Source organism: Embleya sp. L77 (genome assembly GCF_055557415.1).
The window spans coordinates 5,783,356-5,801,411 of the sequence record NZ_CM145709.1; the positions used below are offsets into that span (position 1 = coordinate 5,783,356).

Annotated in this window: 15 protein-coding genes; 8 read left to right on the forward strand and 7 right to left on the reverse strand. The window is 72.6% G+C overall.

What is annotated here, in order from left to right:
* The first annotated feature begins 110 nt into the window (after positions 1 to 110).
* Entirely contained in the window at positions 111 to 581 is a 471-nt protein-coding gene (locus tag ACZOOI_RS24740; RefSeq protein ID WP_465277883.1) for a MarR family winged helix-turn-helix transcriptional regulator, read from the forward strand.
* 171 nt (positions 582 to 752) lie between these two features.
* On the opposite strand, the gene ACZOOI_RS24745 is transcribed toward ACZOOI_RS24740, so the two are convergent.
* From ACZOOI_RS24745 to ACZOOI_RS24755, 3 genes are all read right to left on the reverse strand, one after another.
* Positions 753 to 1,184 (reverse strand): nuclear transport factor 2 family protein, encoded by a 432-nt coding sequence (locus tag ACZOOI_RS24745; protein ID WP_465277884.1) that lies wholly within the window; start codon positions 1,182 to 1,184, stop codon positions 753 to 755.
* A 74-nt stretch (positions 1,185 to 1,258) separates the two neighbouring features.
* The gene (locus tag ACZOOI_RS24750) at positions 1,259 to 1,396 is read right to left on the reverse strand and encodes a hypothetical protein (RefSeq protein WP_465277885.1); all 138 of its coding nucleotides are present in this window, start codon (positions 1,394 to 1,396) and stop codon (positions 1,259 to 1,261) included.
* Entirely contained in the window at positions 1,393 to 1,803 is a 411-nt protein-coding gene (locus ACZOOI_RS24755; RefSeq protein ID WP_465277886.1) for a hypothetical protein, read from the reverse strand. The genes ACZOOI_RS24750 and ACZOOI_RS24755 overlap by 4 nt, the downstream gene beginning before the upstream one ends.
* 149 nt (positions 1,804 to 1,952) lie before the next feature.
* On the opposite strand from ACZOOI_RS24755, the gene ACZOOI_RS24760 reads away from it, so the two are divergent.
* From ACZOOI_RS24760 to ligD (ACZOOI_RS24775), 4 genes are all read left to right on the forward strand, one after another.
* Positions 1,953 to 3,452 (forward strand): pyridoxal phosphate-dependent decarboxylase family protein, encoded by a 1,500-nt coding sequence (locus ACZOOI_RS24760; protein ID WP_465277887.1) that lies wholly within the window; start codon positions 1,953 to 1,955, stop codon positions 3,450 to 3,452.
* A gap of 64 nt (positions 3,453 to 3,516) precedes the next feature.
* Positions 3,517 to 3,687 (forward strand): DUF5670 family protein, encoded by a 171-nt coding sequence (locus ACZOOI_RS24765; RefSeq protein ID WP_391587688.1) that lies wholly within the window; start codon positions 3,517 to 3,519, stop codon positions 3,685 to 3,687.
* A 259-nt stretch (positions 3,688 to 3,946) separates the two neighbouring features.
* Positions 3,947 to 4,225 carry a hypothetical protein gene (locus ACZOOI_RS24770; protein WP_465277888.1) on the forward strand — a complete coding sequence of 93 codons (279 nt, stop codon included), beginning with the start codon at positions 3,947 to 3,949 and terminating at the stop codon, positions 4,223 to 4,225.
* A gap of 100 nt (positions 4,226 to 4,325) precedes the next feature.
* Positions 4,326 to 5,207: a non-homologous end-joining DNA ligase gene (gene ligD / locus ACZOOI_RS24775; RefSeq protein WP_465277889.1), complete on the forward strand. Its 882-nt coding sequence runs from the start codon at positions 4,326 to 4,328 to the stop codon at positions 5,205 to 5,207.
* Positions 5,208 to 5,347: 140 nt separating this feature from the next.
* Here the strand turns inward: ligD (ACZOOI_RS24775) and ligD (ACZOOI_RS24780) are convergent, their stop codons facing one another.
* On the reverse strand, positions 5,348 to 6,298 hold the full coding sequence (ligD, locus tag ACZOOI_RS24780) for a non-homologous end-joining DNA ligase (protein WP_465277890.1): 951 nt from the start codon (positions 6,296 to 6,298) through the stop codon (positions 5,348 to 5,350).
* Positions 6,299 to 6,487: 189 nt separating this feature from the next.
* Positions 6,488 to 11,152, reverse strand: coding sequence for a hypothetical protein (locus tag ACZOOI_RS24785; RefSeq protein ID WP_465277891.1), 4,665 nt, complete (start codon positions 11,150 to 11,152; stop codon positions 6,488 to 6,490).
* A gap of 357 nt (positions 11,153 to 11,509) precedes the next feature.
* Between ACZOOI_RS24785 and ACZOOI_RS24790 the strand changes: the two genes are divergently transcribed.
* From ACZOOI_RS24790 to ACZOOI_RS24800, 3 genes are all read left to right on the forward strand, one after another.
* Entirely contained in the window at positions 11,510 to 12,619 is a 1,110-nt protein-coding gene (locus ACZOOI_RS24790) for a carboxylate-amine ligase (protein ID WP_465277892.1), read from the forward strand.
* Between the two features lie 88 nt (positions 12,620 to 12,707).
* A complete protein-coding gene (locus ACZOOI_RS24795; RefSeq protein WP_465277893.1) occupies positions 12,708 to 14,537 on the forward strand; it encodes an NAD-binding protein in 1,830 nt (609 codons plus the stop codon).
* A 180-nt stretch (positions 14,538 to 14,717) separates the two neighbouring features.
* The gene (locus ACZOOI_RS24800; protein WP_465277894.1) at positions 14,718 to 16,511 is read left to right on the forward strand and encodes an amidohydrolase; all 1,794 of its coding nucleotides are present in this window, start codon (positions 14,718 to 14,720) and stop codon (positions 16,509 to 16,511) included.
* Between the two features lie 48 nt (positions 16,512 to 16,559).
* Here the strand turns inward: ACZOOI_RS24800 and ACZOOI_RS24805 are convergent, their stop codons facing one another.
* Together ACZOOI_RS24805 and ACZOOI_RS24810 are read right to left on the reverse strand one after the other, a co-directional pair.
* A complete protein-coding gene (locus tag ACZOOI_RS24805) occupies positions 16,560 to 17,105 on the reverse strand; it encodes a YbaK/EbsC family protein (RefSeq protein WP_465277895.1) in 546 nt (181 codons plus the stop codon).
* Between the two features lie 162 nt (positions 17,106 to 17,267).
* Positions 17,268 to 17,945: a hemerythrin domain-containing protein gene (locus tag ACZOOI_RS24810; protein WP_465277896.1), complete on the reverse strand. Its 678-nt coding sequence runs from the start codon at positions 17,943 to 17,945 to the stop codon at positions 17,268 to 17,270.
* Between the last annotated feature and the right edge of the window lie 111 nt (positions 17,946 to 18,056).

Here is an 18,056-nt window from a genome sequence, read left to right on the forward strand (position 1 = left end):
GCGTACGTCACGAACCTTGCGGACGTCGAGTCGGCGGAAGTAGTTGATGTGTCATGTAGATCGTCTCGGGCAAGTGCATGACATGTCAAGTAGCTGCTAGATTGGTGGCCATGGCCCGTATCGAGGAGACGCCCTGGCTCGACCCGGGGCAGCAGCGCGCGTGGCGGGGATATCGGCGATTGCGGCTGCTCGTGGACACCCGGGTGGCTCGTGATCTGGCCGTCGACTCGGGTCTGTCCGATCCCGACTACGACGTGCTGTCCGAACTCTCCGAGGCGGCCGGGCATCGGCGCAGGCTGGGCGAGTTGGCCGAACGCATGTTGTGGTCGCAGAGCCGGATGTCGCACCACGTCAAGCGCATGCAGCAGCGCGGCCTGGTCCGCCGCGAGGAGTGCGCGCGGGACGGGCGCGGCGCCGAGGTCGTGCTGACCGCCGAGGGGCTGCGGGTGATCGAGGAGGCCGCGCCGCGGCACGTCGCCTCGGTCCGACGGAACCTGATCGACCTGCTCAGCGCGGAGCAGATCGCGATGCTGGAGCAGATCGCCGACACCGTGGTCGAGCGCATCGAACCCCGCCCCTGACCCGCGTCCCGGCCGCCCGCGGGCGCACACGACGCCCACCCGCCGGCCGCACGGGCGCGAACCGCCCGCGACCGAGGTCACGGGCGGCTCGCGGGAGATGGCTTCCCGGGAATGCCTCGGCGGTCACCGGGGTGCCGCGCGGCCCGACCTTCCCGGCGTGGGCGACGCCCGTCAGGCGCCCTGCGCGTAACCCTTGGCGACGTGTTCGAGCCACCACTGCGGCGCGGCGTTCATCAGCGTGCCGAAGTCCCAGTAGTCGTGCCAGCGCACGATCTTCCCGTCCCGGAACTCGTGGATCGACACGAACGGCAGGACCACCTGTTCGCCGCTCTCCCAGTGCCACTCCTCGGCGTGTTCGGTGACCACCAGATCGCCTTCCGCGACGGTGCTCCTGTGGTGATGGATGTAGCCGGTGAGCATCGCCAGGCCCAGCCGCAGCCGGGCCTCGACGGCGGCCGGCCCGGTCGCGCCGGGACCGGGCGCGGCGACGTCCGTGTAATGGCCGTCGGCGGCGAAATAGGCCGCGACCTTGGCGAAGTCGCGGGCGTACAGGTCCTGCCAGAACTGCTCGATCAGCCGCTTGTTCGCGGTCGCGTCACTCATGGCGCGCACCCTACGCACGGGCGCTGAAACTAAACAGAGGCAAGCTTCTTGCCGGCAGGCTTCTCGGCGCGGGGTCAGCTTCGGTCGAGCAGCAGCGCCGTGAGCAGCGGCGCGTCCGGCCAGGCCGGTCGCAGGTCACCGAGCACCCGGTAGCCCCACCGCTCGTAGAGCGCGAGGACCCTCGGGTGGGTCGGATCCACCAGCAGGGTCACCCGCTGCTCGGTCCGGGCCGCCAGCAGCGTGTCGTGAATGGTGCGCCCGCGCCCGAACCGCGCCACGGTTCGCGGACCATCAGCTCGTTGAGCGCGAACGTGCGCCGGCCGTCCTCCTCGATGTCCACCGCGGGTACCGGATGGGTCAGTCCGATCCACCAGCGCGCACCGGCCTGGAGCGTGTAGCCGAACGCGTAGCCGACCGGGACGTCCCGACTCCAGCCCACGACGCACTCGAAGCCCGGCGCGGCGGCATAGCCGGCCAACCGCTCCGCGAAGCTGTGCACCGAGTGGAAGGGGCGGTCCAGCTCGGCCGCGTACACCTCGGCATAGACGTCGAGCAGCACCTGCCGGATCTCGTCGAGGTCGCCGCCTCGGTGATGGGTCCGCTCGATCTCGGTTGCCACGCTTCCTCCAGGTAGAGGTCATCGGCCCCCGGGCGGATCTTCCCCAGCCCCGCGCACGCCCACGCTCCGAGGCCCTGATGAACCGTCAACGTCCTTGCCCGGTACGGAAATACTCGACGCGGACCGGGTTCGCATGATCCCCTGCCGGTATGGCTGACCCCCTCCACGAACGCGACCTCGCCCGGCCCGCCCTCGACCTGGTGGCCAGGGCCGCCGGGCCCTATCTGGAGGCGCTTCCCGAGCTGCCGGTCCGGGATCCGGCCGCCGACGTGCTCTTCGACCGGCTGGGTGGACCGCTGCCCGAGCGCGGCGACGGCACGCTGGCCGGCGTCGAGGAACTGCTCGACATCGGCACCCGCGCCGCGATGCAGTCCTCGGGGCCCCGGTTCTTCCACTTCGTCGTCGGCGGCGCCACGCCCGCCGCCCAGGCCGGCGACTGGATCACCGCGCTGCTGGACCAGGCGGGCGGGCTGTGGGCCGCGTCGCCGCTCGCGACCGAGGCCGAGACGGTGGTGCTCGGCTGGCTCAAGGACCTGTTCGGGCTGCCCGACGCGTACGGCGGCGTGCTCACCCCGAGCGCCACCCTCGCCAATCTCACCGCGCTCACCTGCGCGCGCCACTGGTGGGCCGGGCAGCACGGCGTCGACGTGAGCGCCGACGGGCTCGCCGGACTGCCGACCATGCCGGTGCTGGCGAGCGGATACGTGCATCCCAGCAACCGCAAGGCGCTGCAGATCCTGGGCTGCGGGCGGGACACGCTGCGGGTGTGCGCACGCGATGCCGCGGGCCGGGTGGACATCGACGCGATGGAGCGGGCGCTGATCGAGATCGACGGACCCGCGGTGCTGATCGCCACCGCGGGCGAGGTCGACACCGGCGACTTCGACCCGATCGACGCGCTCGCCGACCTGGCCCGGCGCTACGGCGCGTGGCTGCACGTGGACGGCGCGTTCGGCCTGTTCGCCGGCGTCTCGCCACGGCTGCGCCACTTGGTCCGCGGCGTCGAGCGGGCGCACTCGGTGGCCTCCGACGGGCACAAGTGGCTCAATGTGCCCTACGAGAGCGGTTTCGCCTTCGTGCGCGACGCCGAGCTGATGGGCAGGGCGTTCGGCGCGTGGAACGCCCCGTACCTGCCCGGTGCCGGCGACACGCACCTCAACTACGCCGCACTGGGGCCGGAATCCTCGCGCCGGGCCCGGGCGTTGCCGATCTGGGCCACGCTGCGCGCGTACGGCAGGTCCGGATACCGGGCGATGATCGAGCGGCACCACGACCTGGCGATCCACCTCGGCACGCTGGTCGAGCAGGCCCCGGATCTGGAACTGCTGGCCCCGGTCCGGCTGTGCGTGGTGTGCCTGCGCCACCGCCCGGACGCGGCGCTCGGCGAGGCCGAACTCGACGAGCTGAACCGCCGGCTCGGCGCCGAACTCAACGAGGACGGTCGGGTGTACGCCGGCACCACCGTGTACGAGGGCCGGGTCGCGCTGCGACCGGCGATCGTGAACTGGCGAACCACCGCGGCGGACGTCGAACTGTTCGCGCGCGTGGTCCGGGAGATCGGTGCGCGGGTGGCGGCGGACCTGCGTGCGGGTGTGCCGGCGCGCGCCGAGGAGCCGGCGCCGAGCGGCGACGCAGGCGCCCTCGAATAACTTTGCGACCACACCGCGTGAACCAAAACTTCCGGGGCAGACGTCCGGGCGGAGGTGGTTCAAGATGATTCCGCTGCTTGTAGTGCTTTTGCTCGCTTTGATCCTGTTCGGTGCAGGATTCGCCCTCAAGGCCCTCTGGTGGATAGCCATCATCGTATTGGTGCTGTGGGCCCTCGGGTTCGTCTTCCGCAGCGCCGGCGCGGGTGGTCGTCGCGGGCGTTGGTACCGCTGGTAGCCGACGCGTCGTCGAACCACCGGAGACGGGGCCCGTCCAGGCGACGGGCCCCGTCGCCGCGCCCGGAATCGGGTCGGTGCGCCGCGTACCCGATCGGGCGCGATGGGTCGTCGAAACGATTTTGCGCAGGGGTCTGGACGGCGCAACGGTAGGAGTACTTTGGGGAGACCGAGGGCACCTCGTATGCCGTCATCCATGGCGGCGTCGTCTGCGGCGATCCGGACATCCGCGCACCAGACCGACCAGAGGATTCGAACCCATGTACTCACAGCACTCGATCGCGGGACACCGCCGAAGCGCTCGACCGGAGACCACGGTCGAGATGACCTACGGTCTGGCCTGCACGATGTGCGGCCGCGACCTGCGGGCCACGGCGGAGCGACCCGCGCACGACGCGGTGCCGGTCGGACACGTGGAGGGGCGGCAGACCTTCGCGTGCCGAGGAGTGTGCGCCCGCTTCGCGAGCGGTTCGGCGGACGGGATCGACGAGGAACCGGTGCCCCTGGACGAGCGGGTGGCGGCCTTCCCGGCCGAGTGAGGTCCGCGAGGCCGACCCGGCGATCGCCCGATCCCGTGCGGCGCATCGGCGATCGGTCGACCCGATGCATCGAAACACCGCATCGGGGGACCTTTCCGGTATGCCGGACCGCATCGCCACGACAGTCGAGGGACGCTCGCTGACGCTCACCCACCTGGACAAGGTGTGGTGGCCCCAGACCGGATACACCAAGGGCCAGGCGCTGGACTACTACGCCAGGCTCGCCCCGGTCCTGCTCCCGCACGTCACCGGACGCCCGGCCACGTTCATCCGCTTTCCGCACGGTGTGGACGGCGGCGGCCGCTTCTACAACAAGAACGTGCCGGCGGGCGCGCCCGACTGGGTGCGCACGATCGAGGTGATCGGCCGGGACGAGAACAGGCGGCACGTCGACGTCGACTCGCTGCCCACCCTGATGTGGGTGGCCAACCTGTCCGCGATCGAACTCCACGTGCCGCAGTGGGGTGCCGACCCGGACGGCCACGACCGGCTCGTGCTCGATCTGGACCCCGGGCCCGGCGCGGGCCTGCCCGAGTGCCGCCGGGTCGCGCTGCTGGCCCGTGACCTGCTCGCGGCGGACGGGCTGACCTGCGTGGTCAAGACCTCGGGCAGCAAGGGATTGCACCTGTACGCGGCCCTGGAACCGACACCGGAGGCGGCGGTCGGCGCGTACGCCAAGGCGCTCGCGGTGCGCCTGGAGCGGGAGTACCCCGAACTGGTCGTGCACCGGATGGCCAAGAACCTGCGCACCGACCACGTATTCGTGGACTGGAGCCAGAACGCGAGTGCGAAGACCACCGCCGCGCCGTACACGCTGCGCGCGCAGCCCGAACCGACCGTGTCGACGCCGGTGTCCTGGGCCGAGATCGAGTCGGACGCGGACCTGGTGTTCGGCCCGGCGCAGGTGCTGGAGCGGGTGGAGCGGGACGGCGACGGGTTCGCGCCGCTGCTCGCCGCGGAGACGACCGGCCGGCTGCCATAGGCGTCACCGGAGCGCAGGGTTCGCAGCGAGCAGCGGCGTCCAGCGGCGCCCACGGGGCTTTCTCCGGGGTTTCCACCGGGCAGGCGGCTCGCGGACCCGGCCCGCCGGGTGCGGGGCTCGCTCGGCCGGGCGGGTGCGATTCAGTCCTCGGCCAGGTCCGGGCGCAGGCGGTGCCAGGAGGGGTGGCGCAACAGGCCCGCGCGGGTGCGCATCGCGTACCGGACCTCGCCGACCAGCCGCGGCAACACCCAGCGCGCGCCGACCACCGGCGGCCGCGGCGTGAACGGACACGTGTCGGTCGCGGACACCCGCAGGAACTCGCCGAGCGCTTCCCGATCCCGATCGCCGAAGCCGGAGCCCACCGCGCCGACGTAGCGCAACAGCCCCTCCTCGCGCACCCCCACCAGCAGCGCGCCGGGCAACCCGGTGAGCCGACCGCGCCCGGGCAGCCAGCCGCCCACGATCACGTCCAGGGTCTGCACGTGCCGGATCTTCACCCAGTTCGGCGAGCGCCGGCCGGGTGTGTACACCGAGTCCAGGCGCTTGCAGACCAGCCCCTCCAGTCCCTCCGCCCGAGTCGCCGCGAGCGCGGTTTCGCCGTGGCCGACCAGTGCGGCCGGTGTCGACCAGTGCGGGCCACGCAGTTCGAGCCCTTCGAGCGTCCGGCGCCGATCGGCATACGGGCGGTGGATCAGCGACCGGCCGGCCAGGAACAACACGTCGAACAGCAGCAGCCGCACGGGCACCCGGTCGCGCATCCGAGCCGCCTCGGCCGGGTGATCGACCAGTGCCATCCGGGGCTGTAGGCGTTCGAAGTCGCTGTGTCCGCGCTCGTCCAAGGCGACCACCTCGCCGTCCAGCACGGCCGAGCGGGTACCGAGCACCGTGCGCAGTGCGTGCAACTCGGGATAGGCCGCGGTGATGTCCGCTCCCGAGCGCGAACGCAACACCACCGTGCCGTCCCCCGGGAGGTAGCCGACACACCGTTGACCGTCCAACTTCGTCTCGTACGCCCAGCGATCGTCCTCGGCGGCCGGCGGCAGCGCGCCCGTGGTGGCGAGCATGGGCGGATACACCGGCAGATCGGCCATGGGGTGAACGTGGTCGGCCCGGCCGCCCGGTACACGCCGGGTCCCCCGAACGGTCCAGGTCGCGCCCGACGGGGTTCGCCGGGCGGAACGCGGACCGCGCGGGGACCCGTTCCCCGAAACCGGTTCGCGTTCGGCTGCGGGTCGGCGGGTCGGCGGGTCGGCGGGTCGGTGGGTCGGCGGGTCGGCAGGTCAGCGGGTCAAGAGGGCCTCGATGGTGGAGCCAGGGGTTTCCGGGGACCAGGTGGGGTCGCAGCCGGCGAGGGCGGCGAAGATTCGGGGCCATCGGGTCGGGTCGGTGCCCGGGTGGGCTTCGAGCAGTGCGGCGATCTCCGCGCGGGCCTCGTCCGCGGCGGCGCGGATGGCGGGTTCGACGCCGACGCGGTGGCCGGCCTCGGCGATCCAGCGCAGCACCGAGCCGGCGCCGCGGGCGACGTGGACCAGGTCGTGGCCGGTCAGCAGGCCGGCCGTGACCAGGTCGTCCAGGTGGGTGTACCAGGCGGCGTCGCCGGGGGCGCTGCCCCCGAAGGCCACCGAGGCACGCGCCTGCTCCGGGTCCAGGGCGGCGGCGGTGCGGGCCACCTGGTAGTGCACCGGGCCCAGTTCGATCAGTCGCGCGGGCGAGTCCGGCTGGAGCACGAGGCGGTTCAGCACCGCCGTCGGGAACGGCTCCCGCTCGTGCTCGGCGACGATCAGGTCCCAGTCGCGCAGATACGGCAGGTCGAGCACCTCGTTGGTCTCGGCTGTCCCGAAGCACCTGCGCAGCTTGGCCACCAGCTTGTCGGCGGCCCGCTCGCGGTCGATCCGCTCGGTGAGCACCGCGTCCGGATCGGCCGTCGCGAGTGCCTTGAGCACCACTCGGCCGGCGGTCGCGCCGAGCACGCCCTGCTCCACCAGCCCGCCGATCCGGTCCGCGCCGCCGTACCGCAACAGGCCCCGCAGGCCCAGGAGTCGTTCCAGCAGCGATGCCTTCTTGCCCAACTGACGCAGCGCGTGCTCGATCAGCTCCGGGTCGGCCGCCTCGACCTTGACCCGCAGCGCCGGCAGCACCGACGCGGTGGGTCGATGGTCGGCCGACAACCGCTCGCGCAACGCCGGATCCAGCGGGAGCAGATCCGTGGGCCCGTTCGCGGGCCGACCCTGTGGTACCCGGGACAACACCGCACGGCGTACCGCGACGTCCTCGCGCACCAGCGGTGACCCGTACAGGTCCGCGTTCAACTCCGGGTCGTCCAGCCGCAACAGCCGGTTCCGGACCACGGGATCGCGGTGCCGGGCCGCGAGGATCCGCAGTCCGGCCCGGTCGTTCGCCAGGAACGGGTACTCGTCCAGCGCGGGCGAATAGTGCTCGACGTGGCGTGCGTACGCCGACAGCGTGGGGTAGGCGTGCTCGCCGAAGCGGGGCAGCAGCACCGCGAGCGCCTCGGGTGACGCGCGCAGCAGCAAATCGCCCGCCGGCCACTGCCAACCGCGCGATATCCGCCACGAGTTCGCGTGGGCCGCGGCGAACTCGATGGTGATCGGCGACCGGACCGGCCGCCAATCGCCGGCACCGTCGCCACCGCCGTCGGCCGCCGACTTCACGGCCGCGTCGAGGAGTTCGGGCAACGGGCGGTCGCCGGCCGAACCCATCGCGAGCAGCGCGGCCAGCCAGCGGTCCGGGTCCACGCCCAGCCGCTCGGCGACCAGCGCATCGACCGCCCGGTTCAGCGGACCCGCCAGGACCCGCGATTGCCACCTCCTGGGCAGCGGGGTCAGGGTCCGCGCGGGCAGCACGCCGAGCACCTCGATCGGTCCGACGATGCCGTGCCGGTAGACACCCTCGGCCAGGAAGTCGCCGCCGCCACGCTTTGCTTCGTAGTACTCGCCGATCCAACTCAGAAACGAAGCGGGCTTGGCCGGGCCCGGCCAGGTGTCCTTCGTCGGGTACTGCTCCGGGCGTTCGGCGGGGGTGCCGGCCAGGATCGAGGCGATGCGATCCCTCGTCGGCTCCTCCAGGTCCTTGTTCTCGGCCATCGCCGCCAACACCTCGGGTTCGCCGAGGTCGATCAGGTCGTTGGCCACCGACTCGTCGAACACCCGGCGCCCCAGGGCCACGCGCGGCTCCACCGAATCGCTGCCGAAGCACGCCTCGTAGAGCCAACTCGGGTATTCGAAGCCCGGCGCGTCGATGATCCGCACCGAGGCCAGCGCCGCGAGCACGCTCGGATCCGTGGGCACCGGAATCGACTCCGGCCCCGATTCCGGGCCCGAAGCGGAACCCGCCGCCATCGTGCGCAGCAGATGCACCGCCACCAGCCGGGACGTGCGATCCTGCTCGACGGGCCGGGCCGCACGGCGGCGGACCGCCGGCTCCGGCGCGGAGACCTGCTCCCCGCTCGCGGTCTCGGCCGCCTCGCGCCGCGCGATCTCCAGCGCGACGGCGTCCGCACGAGCCAATTCCTCGGCCCCGGGACGCGGACCCGCGGCCTGGCCGGCCAGCACGATCAGCTCGGCGAGCGACCCGGCGAACCCGTCGACCATGGCGACCGCGACGGCCAACGCGTCGGTGTGGCCCGCGAGATGCTCTCGGGTCAGCTCGGCCAGTCGGGCCCGCAGCGGAGCCAGCACGGTCTCCGGGTTCAACCCGTGCGCGGACGCCACCACGGCCTGCGCCGGGTGGGCCACGTCGACCAGCCGGACCGGATCCAGCAGACCGTGCTCCACCGCCTCGTTCACCCAGCGCTCGTCCCGGTCGAAGGACTCGGTGCGCAACCATTCCAGCGGCGGGGTGTCGATCGCCCGGCGCACGTGCGTGCGCAGGGCGTTGACCATCGCCAGGCGCAGGTACGCCCGATCCTCGTCGGTGGCGTGCTCGTGTCGGATCAGGTCGTCGATCGCTTCGTAGGCGAACGGCTGCTCGCGGTTGGCCGCCATCAGCAGCGGGAAATCGTGCGCGTACGGCTCGTGCACCAGGTCGCGGACCGTGGTGCGGCTGGTCCGGCTCTGGAAGCGCTGCGGCAACGTGGCCGGATCCTCGTACGGTTCGCCGCTCGCGCGCAGGTCGGCCAGGCCGTCCTCGGCCTTGAGCGCGGCCTCCACCCGCTTGCGGATCTGCGCCGCGGTGCCGGTCCCGGTGGTGTCCAGGAGCGTGCGTACGCCGTCCGGGCCGTGCCGCTCCCACACCTTGATGTAGGCGTACTGCTGGGCGACCTTGCGGCAGCCGAACCCCAGGGCCCGCGCGGCCAGTTCCGGTTCGCCGCAAGCCACCAGCGGAAGCAGGGTGCGCCGGTCGCCGTGTGCGAGCAGATCGCCGCGCAGGCCCGGGTCCAGCGGTGTGCGTCGGGCGATGGTGCGGCGCAACGACGGGGTCGAGCGCATGCCGAGATACGCGGCGGCGTCCACGGCCGGGACCTGCTTGGCGACCAGGCGGTCGAGTTCGCGGATGTCCAGGCCGATATTGCGGGCCAGCGCCTCCCACGCGCGCGGGTCGGTCGAGGTGATCGCCGCCTCGCGCACGTGCTGCGGGAGAACGCCGCTGGAGAGCAGGTCGCGCACCAGGCCGTCGGCCAGCTCGGGCAACAACGCGCGCAGGTCGTCCGGGTCGGCCGAGACGAGCAGGTGCCGGAACGGCTTGGTCAACGTCGGTGGCGGGCCGCCGACCTGCTCCGGCGGCCCGGTGACGGTGCCCGCCGCGATGCCCGCCAGCAGGGCCGGCAGCGCGTCGCGGTGCCGGGGCAACACCGCACGCAGGGTGTTCCAGCGGTCCGCGTGGGCGCCCAGGTATCGGTGCGACAACTCGCGCAATTCGCTGCAGTCCGGGAGTTCGATCAGCGCGGCGACCGCCGTCCGGGCGGGGCTCACCTCGTTCAGCACCCGGGCCACATCGGCGGGCTCGGCCAGGTCGCGGGTGAGCGCGGCGATCCGGGTCAGCGCGGGGTGCCGGGGGGTGCCGATCGCCGCCCGCAGCACCGCGAGCGCCGGCCGGGCCACCGGGCCCACCGCCGCCGGATGCGCGGTGTACAGCGCGACGAGCAGGTCGTCGGGGCAGTCCGGGTCGGCGGCCAGGAGCGCGGCGGCGGCCTCCGGCAGCGGTTCGCGCCGGTGCTCGACCAACAGCGCGGCCCAGTCGATCTCCCGACGCCAGGTCGACGGATGAACCCCGGCGCGCAATTCGGCGATCAGCCCGGCGGGACCCTCGGCCTCGGCCACCGCGGCGGCAAGCACGGCGACCTGCGCGTCGGTTGCGTCGCCGGCGGCATCGGTCGTCTCGGCCGGCCGGGCGGCGAGCGCGGCCACCTCGGGCCGCACGTGGCGCAATGCCTCGGGCAGCAGGTCGGCGCCGCCGTGCCGGCTCAGCGACAACAGGCCGCGCAGTTCCTCGGCGGCGGTCAGGGTGCCGGCACACACGCGCAGCGCGTGCGCGACCAGATCGGGTCGTTCGGCGACCACGGCGGCGGCCGGGCCGCGCGGCGGCTCCCCCTCCGCGGACTGCGCGAGCAACTCCTCGTGCAGCGCGGTCAACGGATGCGGAGTCTCGGTGTAGCGGCCGGGGGCGAGCACGGCCCGGCGCATCCAGCCGGCGGCCTCGGGATGTGCGTAGACGATCCGGTCGACCACCGGGTCCGGTTGCTCCAGGAGCGCGGCCAGGTCGACGGGGGTGAGCAGCCTGCCGTTGCGCGCGAGATTGCGGCGGACCCACGGGTCGGGGTCACGGGCGGCGAGCGCCCGCACGCCCGGTGTCGGCCGGTCGCCCAGGAGGGCGCCGATCACGTCGTCGCCGACGCGATGGCGGATCCGGCCGAGGTCGCCGACGGCGGCACCCTCCGACAGCAGTCCGATCAGAAGGGCCTTGTTCGCGACCTGTACCCGTGACACCACTCACCCCGTACTCGCCCGTTCCGCTTGCGGGTTCCACCCCATCACAGCGTCCGGACATCGGGCGCGCCGGCCCCGCCGCGAGGCGGTCTCGCCCGGACGCGGACCCGGGTGGACGTGTCCACCCGCGGTGATTACGGGTACAACCGATCGAGTCCTCCCGAGTAGTACGGCCTGTCCGGAGCTTGGTCGAGCACGTACTGCGTCGCGATCCGCCCTACCTGGTGGGGTTCCGGGGCATTCCCGGGGCCGATGGGTGGCAGGGTGCGATCGTGGCGCACTACCGGCCGCGGACGGGTCATGTCCAGGCGGAGGCCAGGCCCGGCGGGTTCGCCCGCTCGAAAGGACGGTTCGGTGATGACCACCCTGGGTGTCGAGGAGGAGTACCTGCTCGTGGACCCGGTCAGCGGACTGCCGGTACCGGCGGCCGAGCGGGTCCGGGCCGAGGTGGGTCTGCGGCCCGGGTTCGACCTCGGCGACGTGCAGCCCGAGTTACTGAAGGCACAGTTGGAGGTGGCGACGCCGGTGTGCTCCTCGCTCGACGAGATCGGCGGGCACCTGTACCGGATGCGGCACGAACTGTCGGCGGCGGCCGAGCGGATCGGCTGTCGGATGGTCGCCTGCGGGACCGCGCCCGCGGGCAACGGGAAACCGATGGAGATCAGCGAGCATCCGCGTTATCTCGCGATCGCGGAGAACGCCCGACGTCTGGCCGACGTGCAGCTCATCCACGGAATGCATGTGCATGTGGCGGTGCCGGACCGGGAGACGGGGGTGCAGGTCGTCAACCGGATCCGGCCGTGGTTGCCGCTGCTGGTCGCGATGGGCGCCAACTCGCCGCTGTGGCAGGGGGTGGACACCGGGTTCGCGAGTTGGCGCACGATCCACTACGCACGCTGGCCGGTCGAGGGGCAACCCCCGGTGTTCGTGGACCTGGAGGAGTACGAACGCAGGGTGGACGCGCTGCTCGCGGTGGGGGTGATGCTGGACCGCGGTCAGGTGTATTGGCAGGTGCGGCTGTCGGAACGCTTTCCCACCATCGAGATCCGTTGTCCGGACGTGCAGTTGCGGGCGGACGATGCGGTGATGCTGGCCGGGCTGGTCCGGGCACTGGTGGTCACCGCACTGCACCAGCACGACGAGAAGGTGACCTACGCCGCACCCGACCAGGAACTGCTGCGCGCCGCCTGCTGGTTGGCGGCCCGGGACGGCCTGGACGGGGATCTGTTCGGGCCGGTGGGGCCGGCGGGAGCGGCCCGGCGGGTGCAGGCCGGTGATCTGGTCGGCGAACTGCTCGCGCACGTCACTCCGGTGTTGGACGAATTCGGGGACACCACACGGGTGTTCGCCCTGGTGGATCGGATGATCGTGCAGGGTACGGGGGCCGATCGGCAGCGTGAGGCGTTCGTGGCCGGGGGGCTGCCGAGCGTGCTGGACCTGCTGATTTCGGAAACTTCGGCAACGTAGGCGACGGTCGGCGGTGAGGGGTGCCTGTTCGGGGAGGACGGGCGGATAGGGGCTGACGGGGGGAGGGCCCGGCAGGCAGGGTGGGGGTGTGTCGACACTTCCGCATCATCCGACTCCTCCGCCTCGGGCCGGCCACCTCGTGGTGTGCGGCGACGATGCGCTCGCCCAGCGGCTGTCGTACGAACTCGCGCACGTCTACGGGGAACATGTGACCGTGCTGCTGCCCTCGGTGCACCGCAACCACGGTCCACAGATCGATGATCTGGCGCGCGGCGGCGGACTTTCGGTGTCCGTGGTCGAGGCCGCCGAGCCGACCGACGACGCGCTGCGCTCGGCGGGGGTGTCGGGTGCGTCGGCGCTCGCGCTGGTCTATCGCGACGACCGGGCCAACATCCACGCGGCGCTGCGGGCCCGGCGGATCAATCCGCGGATCCGGCTCGTGGTGCGGCTGTACAACCGCAAGTTGGGCCGGCATCTGCAGGAACTGCTCGACCGGGCGGTGGCGGCCCGGGTCGGCGACGGCTCGGCCGGGGAGGTGACCACGACCGTGCTCTCCGACGCGGACACCGCCACCCCGGTCCTGGTCGCCGCCGCGATCGCCGGTGCGGGCAAGGTCGTCCAGGCCGACGGGCTGCTGCTGCGCGCGGCCGAGCGACCCGCCGACGAGCGCGACCCCGCGCCGTACCTGTACACGCTCGCGCTGGCCTCGGACGAGCCGGGCGGCAGCCCGGAGTTGTTGCCCGACGACGCCGCGGCTGCCGCCGGCCGGGCCACGCGGGGCCGTACCGTCCTGGAGACGATCAGCCTGGAGGAGAGCCCCGCGCCGCCGGTCAACCGGCCCCGGTTGCCGCCGGGACTGCCCGTCGCGACGCTGTTCCCGCGGCGGTTGCGCTACGCGATCCTCGGCCTGGTCGCGCTGCTCTTCGTGTTCGCCGGGCTGACCTGGTGGGTCACCGGGGACCCACCGCTGCGGGCCGCCTATCGCTCGATCCTGGACGTCTTCGGGATGGGCGAACCGGCGCTCGGCGAGGGCACCGGGCGCCAGATCGTCCAGGTGTTGTCCGGACTCGCCGGATTGGCCCTGCTGCCGGTGCTGTTCGCGGTGGTGCTGGAGAGCCTGGGCACCTTCCGGACCGCGACCACCCAGCGTCCGCCGCCGCGGGCGATCGCCGACCACGTGGTGCTGCTGGGCCTGGGCAAGATCGGCACGCGCGTGCTGGATCGGCTGTGCGACCTGGGCGTTCGGGTCGTGTGCGTGGAACGCGACCCGCAGGCGCTGGGCATCACCACCGCGCATGCGCGCCGGGTGCCGGTGGTGATCGGCGACGTCACCCGCGAGGGTGTCCTGGAGGCCGCGCACATCGGCACCAGCCGGGCACTGCTCGCCCTGACCAGCGACGACGCGATCAACCTGGAGGCGGCCCTGTACGCCCGCGAGGTGGATCCGGAACTACGGGTGGTGTTACGGCTGTTCGACGACGACTTCGCCAGGACGGTGAACGGGACGCTGCGCGAGTCCTACCCGAACGCGATCACCCGCAGCCGCAGCGTGTCCTCGCTCTCCGCGCCGGCCTTCGCCGGCGCCGTGATGGGTCGGCAGATCCTGGGCGCGATCTCGGTGGAGCGCGAGGTGCTGCTGTTCGCGGCGATCGAGGTCGCGGGCCGCCCGGAATTGCAGGGCCGCACGGTGGCGGAATCGTTTCGGGCCGGGATGTGGCGGGTGCTCGCGCTGGACGTGGCCGATCCGGCGGACCGCCGGGCCGATCTGGGCACCGACGCGGCGCCGCAGCGCGATCTGGTGTGGGAACTGCACCCGGGCTACCTCCTCCAATCGACCGACCGGGTGGTGCTGGCGGCGACCCGGCAGGGGTTGGCGGAGTTGTTGCGCGGGGATCGCGGGGGCATGCCGACGGGATAGCGGGCGCCCGGCCGGTCGGTCGGCCCGCGTCGGCCCGGTGCCGGCCGGCCCGCCGGTCGGCCCCCGGGTCCACCCGACAAGCACAGGATGTCCGAATTTCGCCTTCGATGTGACGGTCCGTCGCCGACAGACTGCGTAGCGACACGATCGTCGATGCAACGAAGGACAGGGTGAGCGGCGATGTCCGAGGGATTCGCGCCGGAGACGGGCGCGGAAGCGGGTACGGGAGCCGGATCCGGCCCGGCCGAGGTGATCTTCCACGGCGGCGAAATCGAGACGGTGGCGGGCGGGCCCGGACCGAGGGAGATCGTCGGGGAGGCCGGTGCACGACCCGAGGCGGTCGCCGTCAAGGACGGCCGTATCGCCTTCGTCGGCGACCTGGACGAGGCGCTCGCGCAGTGGCGGGGGCCCACGACCCTGCTGTACGACCTGGCCGGCCGGGCGCTGCTGCCCGGCTTCATCGACCCGCACGGCCACGTGGTGGGCACCGGCCTCCAGGAGACGATCGCCGACCTGCTTCCCGAACCGGACGGCGACGTCGGGGACATCGACACGATCGTGCGCAAGCTGCGCGAGTTCGCCGACGGTGAGGTCGGCCGGCGATCCGCGTGGATCGTCGGCTTCGGCTACGACGACGCGCTGCTGGACGGCGAGTCGCATCCGACCCGGGTGGACCTGGACCGGGTCTCCATGGAGCGGCCGGTGCTGGCCATCCACCAGTCGTTCCATCTGGGCGCGGTGAACAGCAAGGGGCTGGAGGTCCTGGAGTACAGCGCCGCCACGAAGGATCCCAAGGGCGGGCGGATCCGACGCGGTGACGAGTCGGTTCTGCCGTTCGGCGAGCCGGACGGGGTGTTGGAGGAGACCGCGTTGCTTCCCGCCTCCGGCCGCGCGATCATGGGCATCGCCGAACAGGACCGGGCGCGCTTCCTGGACAAGGGTCTGAAGGCGGCGGCGAGTTACGGCTTCACGACCGTGCAGGAGGGCGCCGCGGAGTTGGCGGTGCTGGGTGACCTGCGGGCACTGGCCGCGGCCAAGGCGCTGCCCCTGGACGTCGTCGTCTACGTGAAGGCGGCCGACGCGATCAAGACGCCGCATCTGGTCGAGGCGAGCGCGGAGTACGTGAACGGCCTGCGGGCGGCCGGGATCAAGCTGCATCTGGACGGCTCGCCGCAGGGTCGGACGGCCTGGCTGCGCAAGCCGTACAAGACTCCGCCGGGGGACTTGGGCGACGACTACTGCGGCTACCCGACCCTGGACGAGGAGGTCGCCCTCGACCAGGTCCGGGCCGGCTTCGCATACGGCTGGCAGGTGATCGCGCACGTCAACGGCGACGAGGCGATCGCCCAGCTGATCCGTTGCGTGCAGACCGCCACCAAGGAGGCCAGGCCGGCCGATCGGCGCACGACGGGCATCCACTGTCAGACGGCGGGCGAGGACCAGATCGAGGAGTTCCGCCGCTTGGGCATCATCCCGTCGTTCTTCTCGATGCACACGTTCTACTGGGGCGACTGGTACTACGAGACGGTGCTCGGCGAGGAACGCGCCCTCGACATCTCGCCCGCGGGATGGGCCCTGGCCCGCGGCATGGTCTACACCTCGCACCACGACGCGCCGGTGGCCCGGCCGAGTTCGCTCGCGATCCTGTCGAGCCAGGTCACCCGGAAGACCCGGAAGGGCATGACGCTCGGCAAGCACCAGTGCGTGTCGGGCGCGGACGCGGTGCGGTCGATCACCATCAACGCGGCCTACCAGTACGGCGAGGAGGCGGACAAGGGCAGCATCGAGGTGGGCAAGCTGGCCGACCTGGTGATCCTGAGCGCGAATCCGGCGACGGTGCCGGGTGAGGCGATCGCGGCGATCACCGTCGAGGAGACGATCAAGGCGGGCCGCACGGTGTACCCGCCCGTCGAGGAGATGCCCGTTCCGGTGCCCTCGGGGGTCGGGTTGAACCTGTTCACGCACCACTGCTGACGGCGCGGTCGTCCCGCCCGGATCGGCGCGGGCGGGACGGCCCGACGATCAGGACAAGGGGACCCCGAGGTCGGGCAGCACTTCCGCGCCCGGGAGTTCGGCCAACAGCCGGCCGGGCACCCACAGCTTCGAGCCGCGGATCCCGGAACCGACCACGATGCGCGGATGGGCGGCGACGGCGGCGTCGATCAGGATCGGCCAGCCCGCGGGCAGCCCGATCGGAGTGATCCCGCCGTACTGCATCCCGGTCGCGGCGAGCACCGCGTCCACCGGGGCGAACGACGCCTTGCGGGCGTCCAGGTGCCGGCGGACCAGGCCGTTCACGTCGGCCCTGGTGGTGGCGGTGATCAGACACGCCGCGTAGGTGACCGTACCGCCGCGCTTGGCGGCGATCACCACGCAGTTCGCGCCATCGGCCGGGGCCACGTCGTAGCGGGCGCAGAACGCGGCGGTGTCCGCCAGTTCGGGATCGATCGCGGCGACCTCGACCAGGCCGGCCGACTCGGCCGGCCAACCGGCCAGGGCACGGGCCACGGGTTCGGCGAGCAACTCGGGGTGGGACAGCGCGGAATGAAGGGCGAGTGCGGTGGTCATGGGGCCATCCAACCCAATCGGCCGCACTCGTGCCCGAGAGCGCGCGGGAGATGGGCCGCGCCGCCCGGCGGGAGCGGATTCGCCGCCCGGCGGGCGTGGTGTTCACCCCGGACGCGGCGGACGGTGCACCCGCAGCGCGGCGACGCGTTCGCGCTCGGCCGTTCACCCCCGGACACGGCGGACGGTGCGGGCGTACATCGGGCGGCCGACCAGGTGCCAGATCAGCCGGGCCTGGAGCGGCAGCGCACCGAGCATCGTGGCCCGCTCGACGGCGTCCGCATCCTCCAGCACCACGCCCAGCAGAAGCAGGATCTGCGGCTTGGGCGTGGTCTCCACGAAGTGGTCGCCCATCGCCTGCCACTCCTGCTTCGTCAGCAGCCGCTGGGCGAGCGGAAGCAGCTCGGCCTCCTCCTCGTCGAGGTGCTCGACCAGCGCCGCGCGGTGCTCGACCAGCGCCGCCACCACCGCGTCGCGCTCGGCGGCCCCGGCGCCCGCCGCCCACGCCGCGATCAGCTCCCCGGCGGCGGTCAGCGAGCCGGCCACCCGCTCGTGCTGGGCCTCCATCCGCAACACCAGGTCCGCCTCCAGGTCGACGCGCGCCAGCAGCGGCGGCCACAGCAGCTCGTCCTCGCCGGTGTGGTGCCCGTGCAGGCCCAGCCGGTACAGGTCGAAGTGGTCGGCGAGCACCTTGGCCCGGGCGGTGTCGCCCGGCGCGACGGCGGCGATCAACTCGATCAGCAGGCGCGATTCGCGGCGCAGCCCGCGGTGGATGATCTCCATTTCCCGGGTGTCGAAGCCGGCCGAGGCGGGGGAGACGGGCGAGGAGGACGAGGCGCTCATGGTGGTGATCCCTTCGGTGGGCCCTCGACGCGGTGTCGCCGGGCATGCTCATAGCCTGGTGCCGGCGTCTTGGAGGAATCCTGGAAGGAACATGGAGCCGCCCGGCGGGGT

Bases quoted from the DNA above. Each gene is read 5' to 3' on its own strand.
- ACZOOI_RS24740 (WP_465277883.1), top strand. From the start codon at position 111: ATGGCCCGTATCGAGGAGACGCCCTGGCTCGACCCGGGGCAGCAGCGC.
- ACZOOI_RS24745 (WP_465277884.1), bottom strand. From the start codon at position 1,184: ATGAGTGACGCGACCGCGAACAAGCGGCTGATCGAGCAGTTCTGGCAG.
- ACZOOI_RS24760 (WP_465277887.1), top strand. From the start codon at position 1,953: ATGGCTGACCCCCTCCACGAACGCGACCTCGCCCGGCCCGCCCTCGAC.
- ACZOOI_RS24765 (WP_391587688.1), top strand. From the start codon at position 3,517: ATGATTCCGCTGCTTGTAGTGCTTTTGCTCGCTTTGATCCTGTTCGGT.
- ACZOOI_RS24770 (WP_465277888.1), top strand. From the start codon at position 3,947: ATGTACTCACAGCACTCGATCGCGGGACACCGCCGAAGCGCTCGACCG.
- ligD (WP_465277889.1), top strand. From the start codon at position 4,326: ATGCCGGACCGCATCGCCACGACAGTCGAGGGACGCTCGCTGACGCTC.
- ligD (WP_465277890.1), bottom strand. From the start codon at position 6,298: ATGGCCGATCTGCCGGTGTATCCGCCCATGCTCGCCACCACGGGCGCG.
- ACZOOI_RS24790 (WP_465277892.1), top strand. From the start codon at position 11,510: ATGACCACCCTGGGTGTCGAGGAGGAGTACCTGCTCGTGGACCCGGTC.
- ACZOOI_RS24800 (WP_465277894.1), top strand. From the start codon at position 14,718: ATGTCCGAGGGATTCGCGCCGGAGACGGGCGCGGAAGCGGGTACGGGA.
- ACZOOI_RS24805 (WP_465277895.1), bottom strand. From the start codon at position 17,105: ATGACCACCGCACTCGCCCTTCATTCCGCGCTGTCCCACCCCGAGTTG.
- ACZOOI_RS24810 (WP_465277896.1), bottom strand. From the start codon at position 17,945: ATGAGCGCCTCGTCCTCCTCGCCCGTCTCCCCCGCCTCGGCCGGCTTC.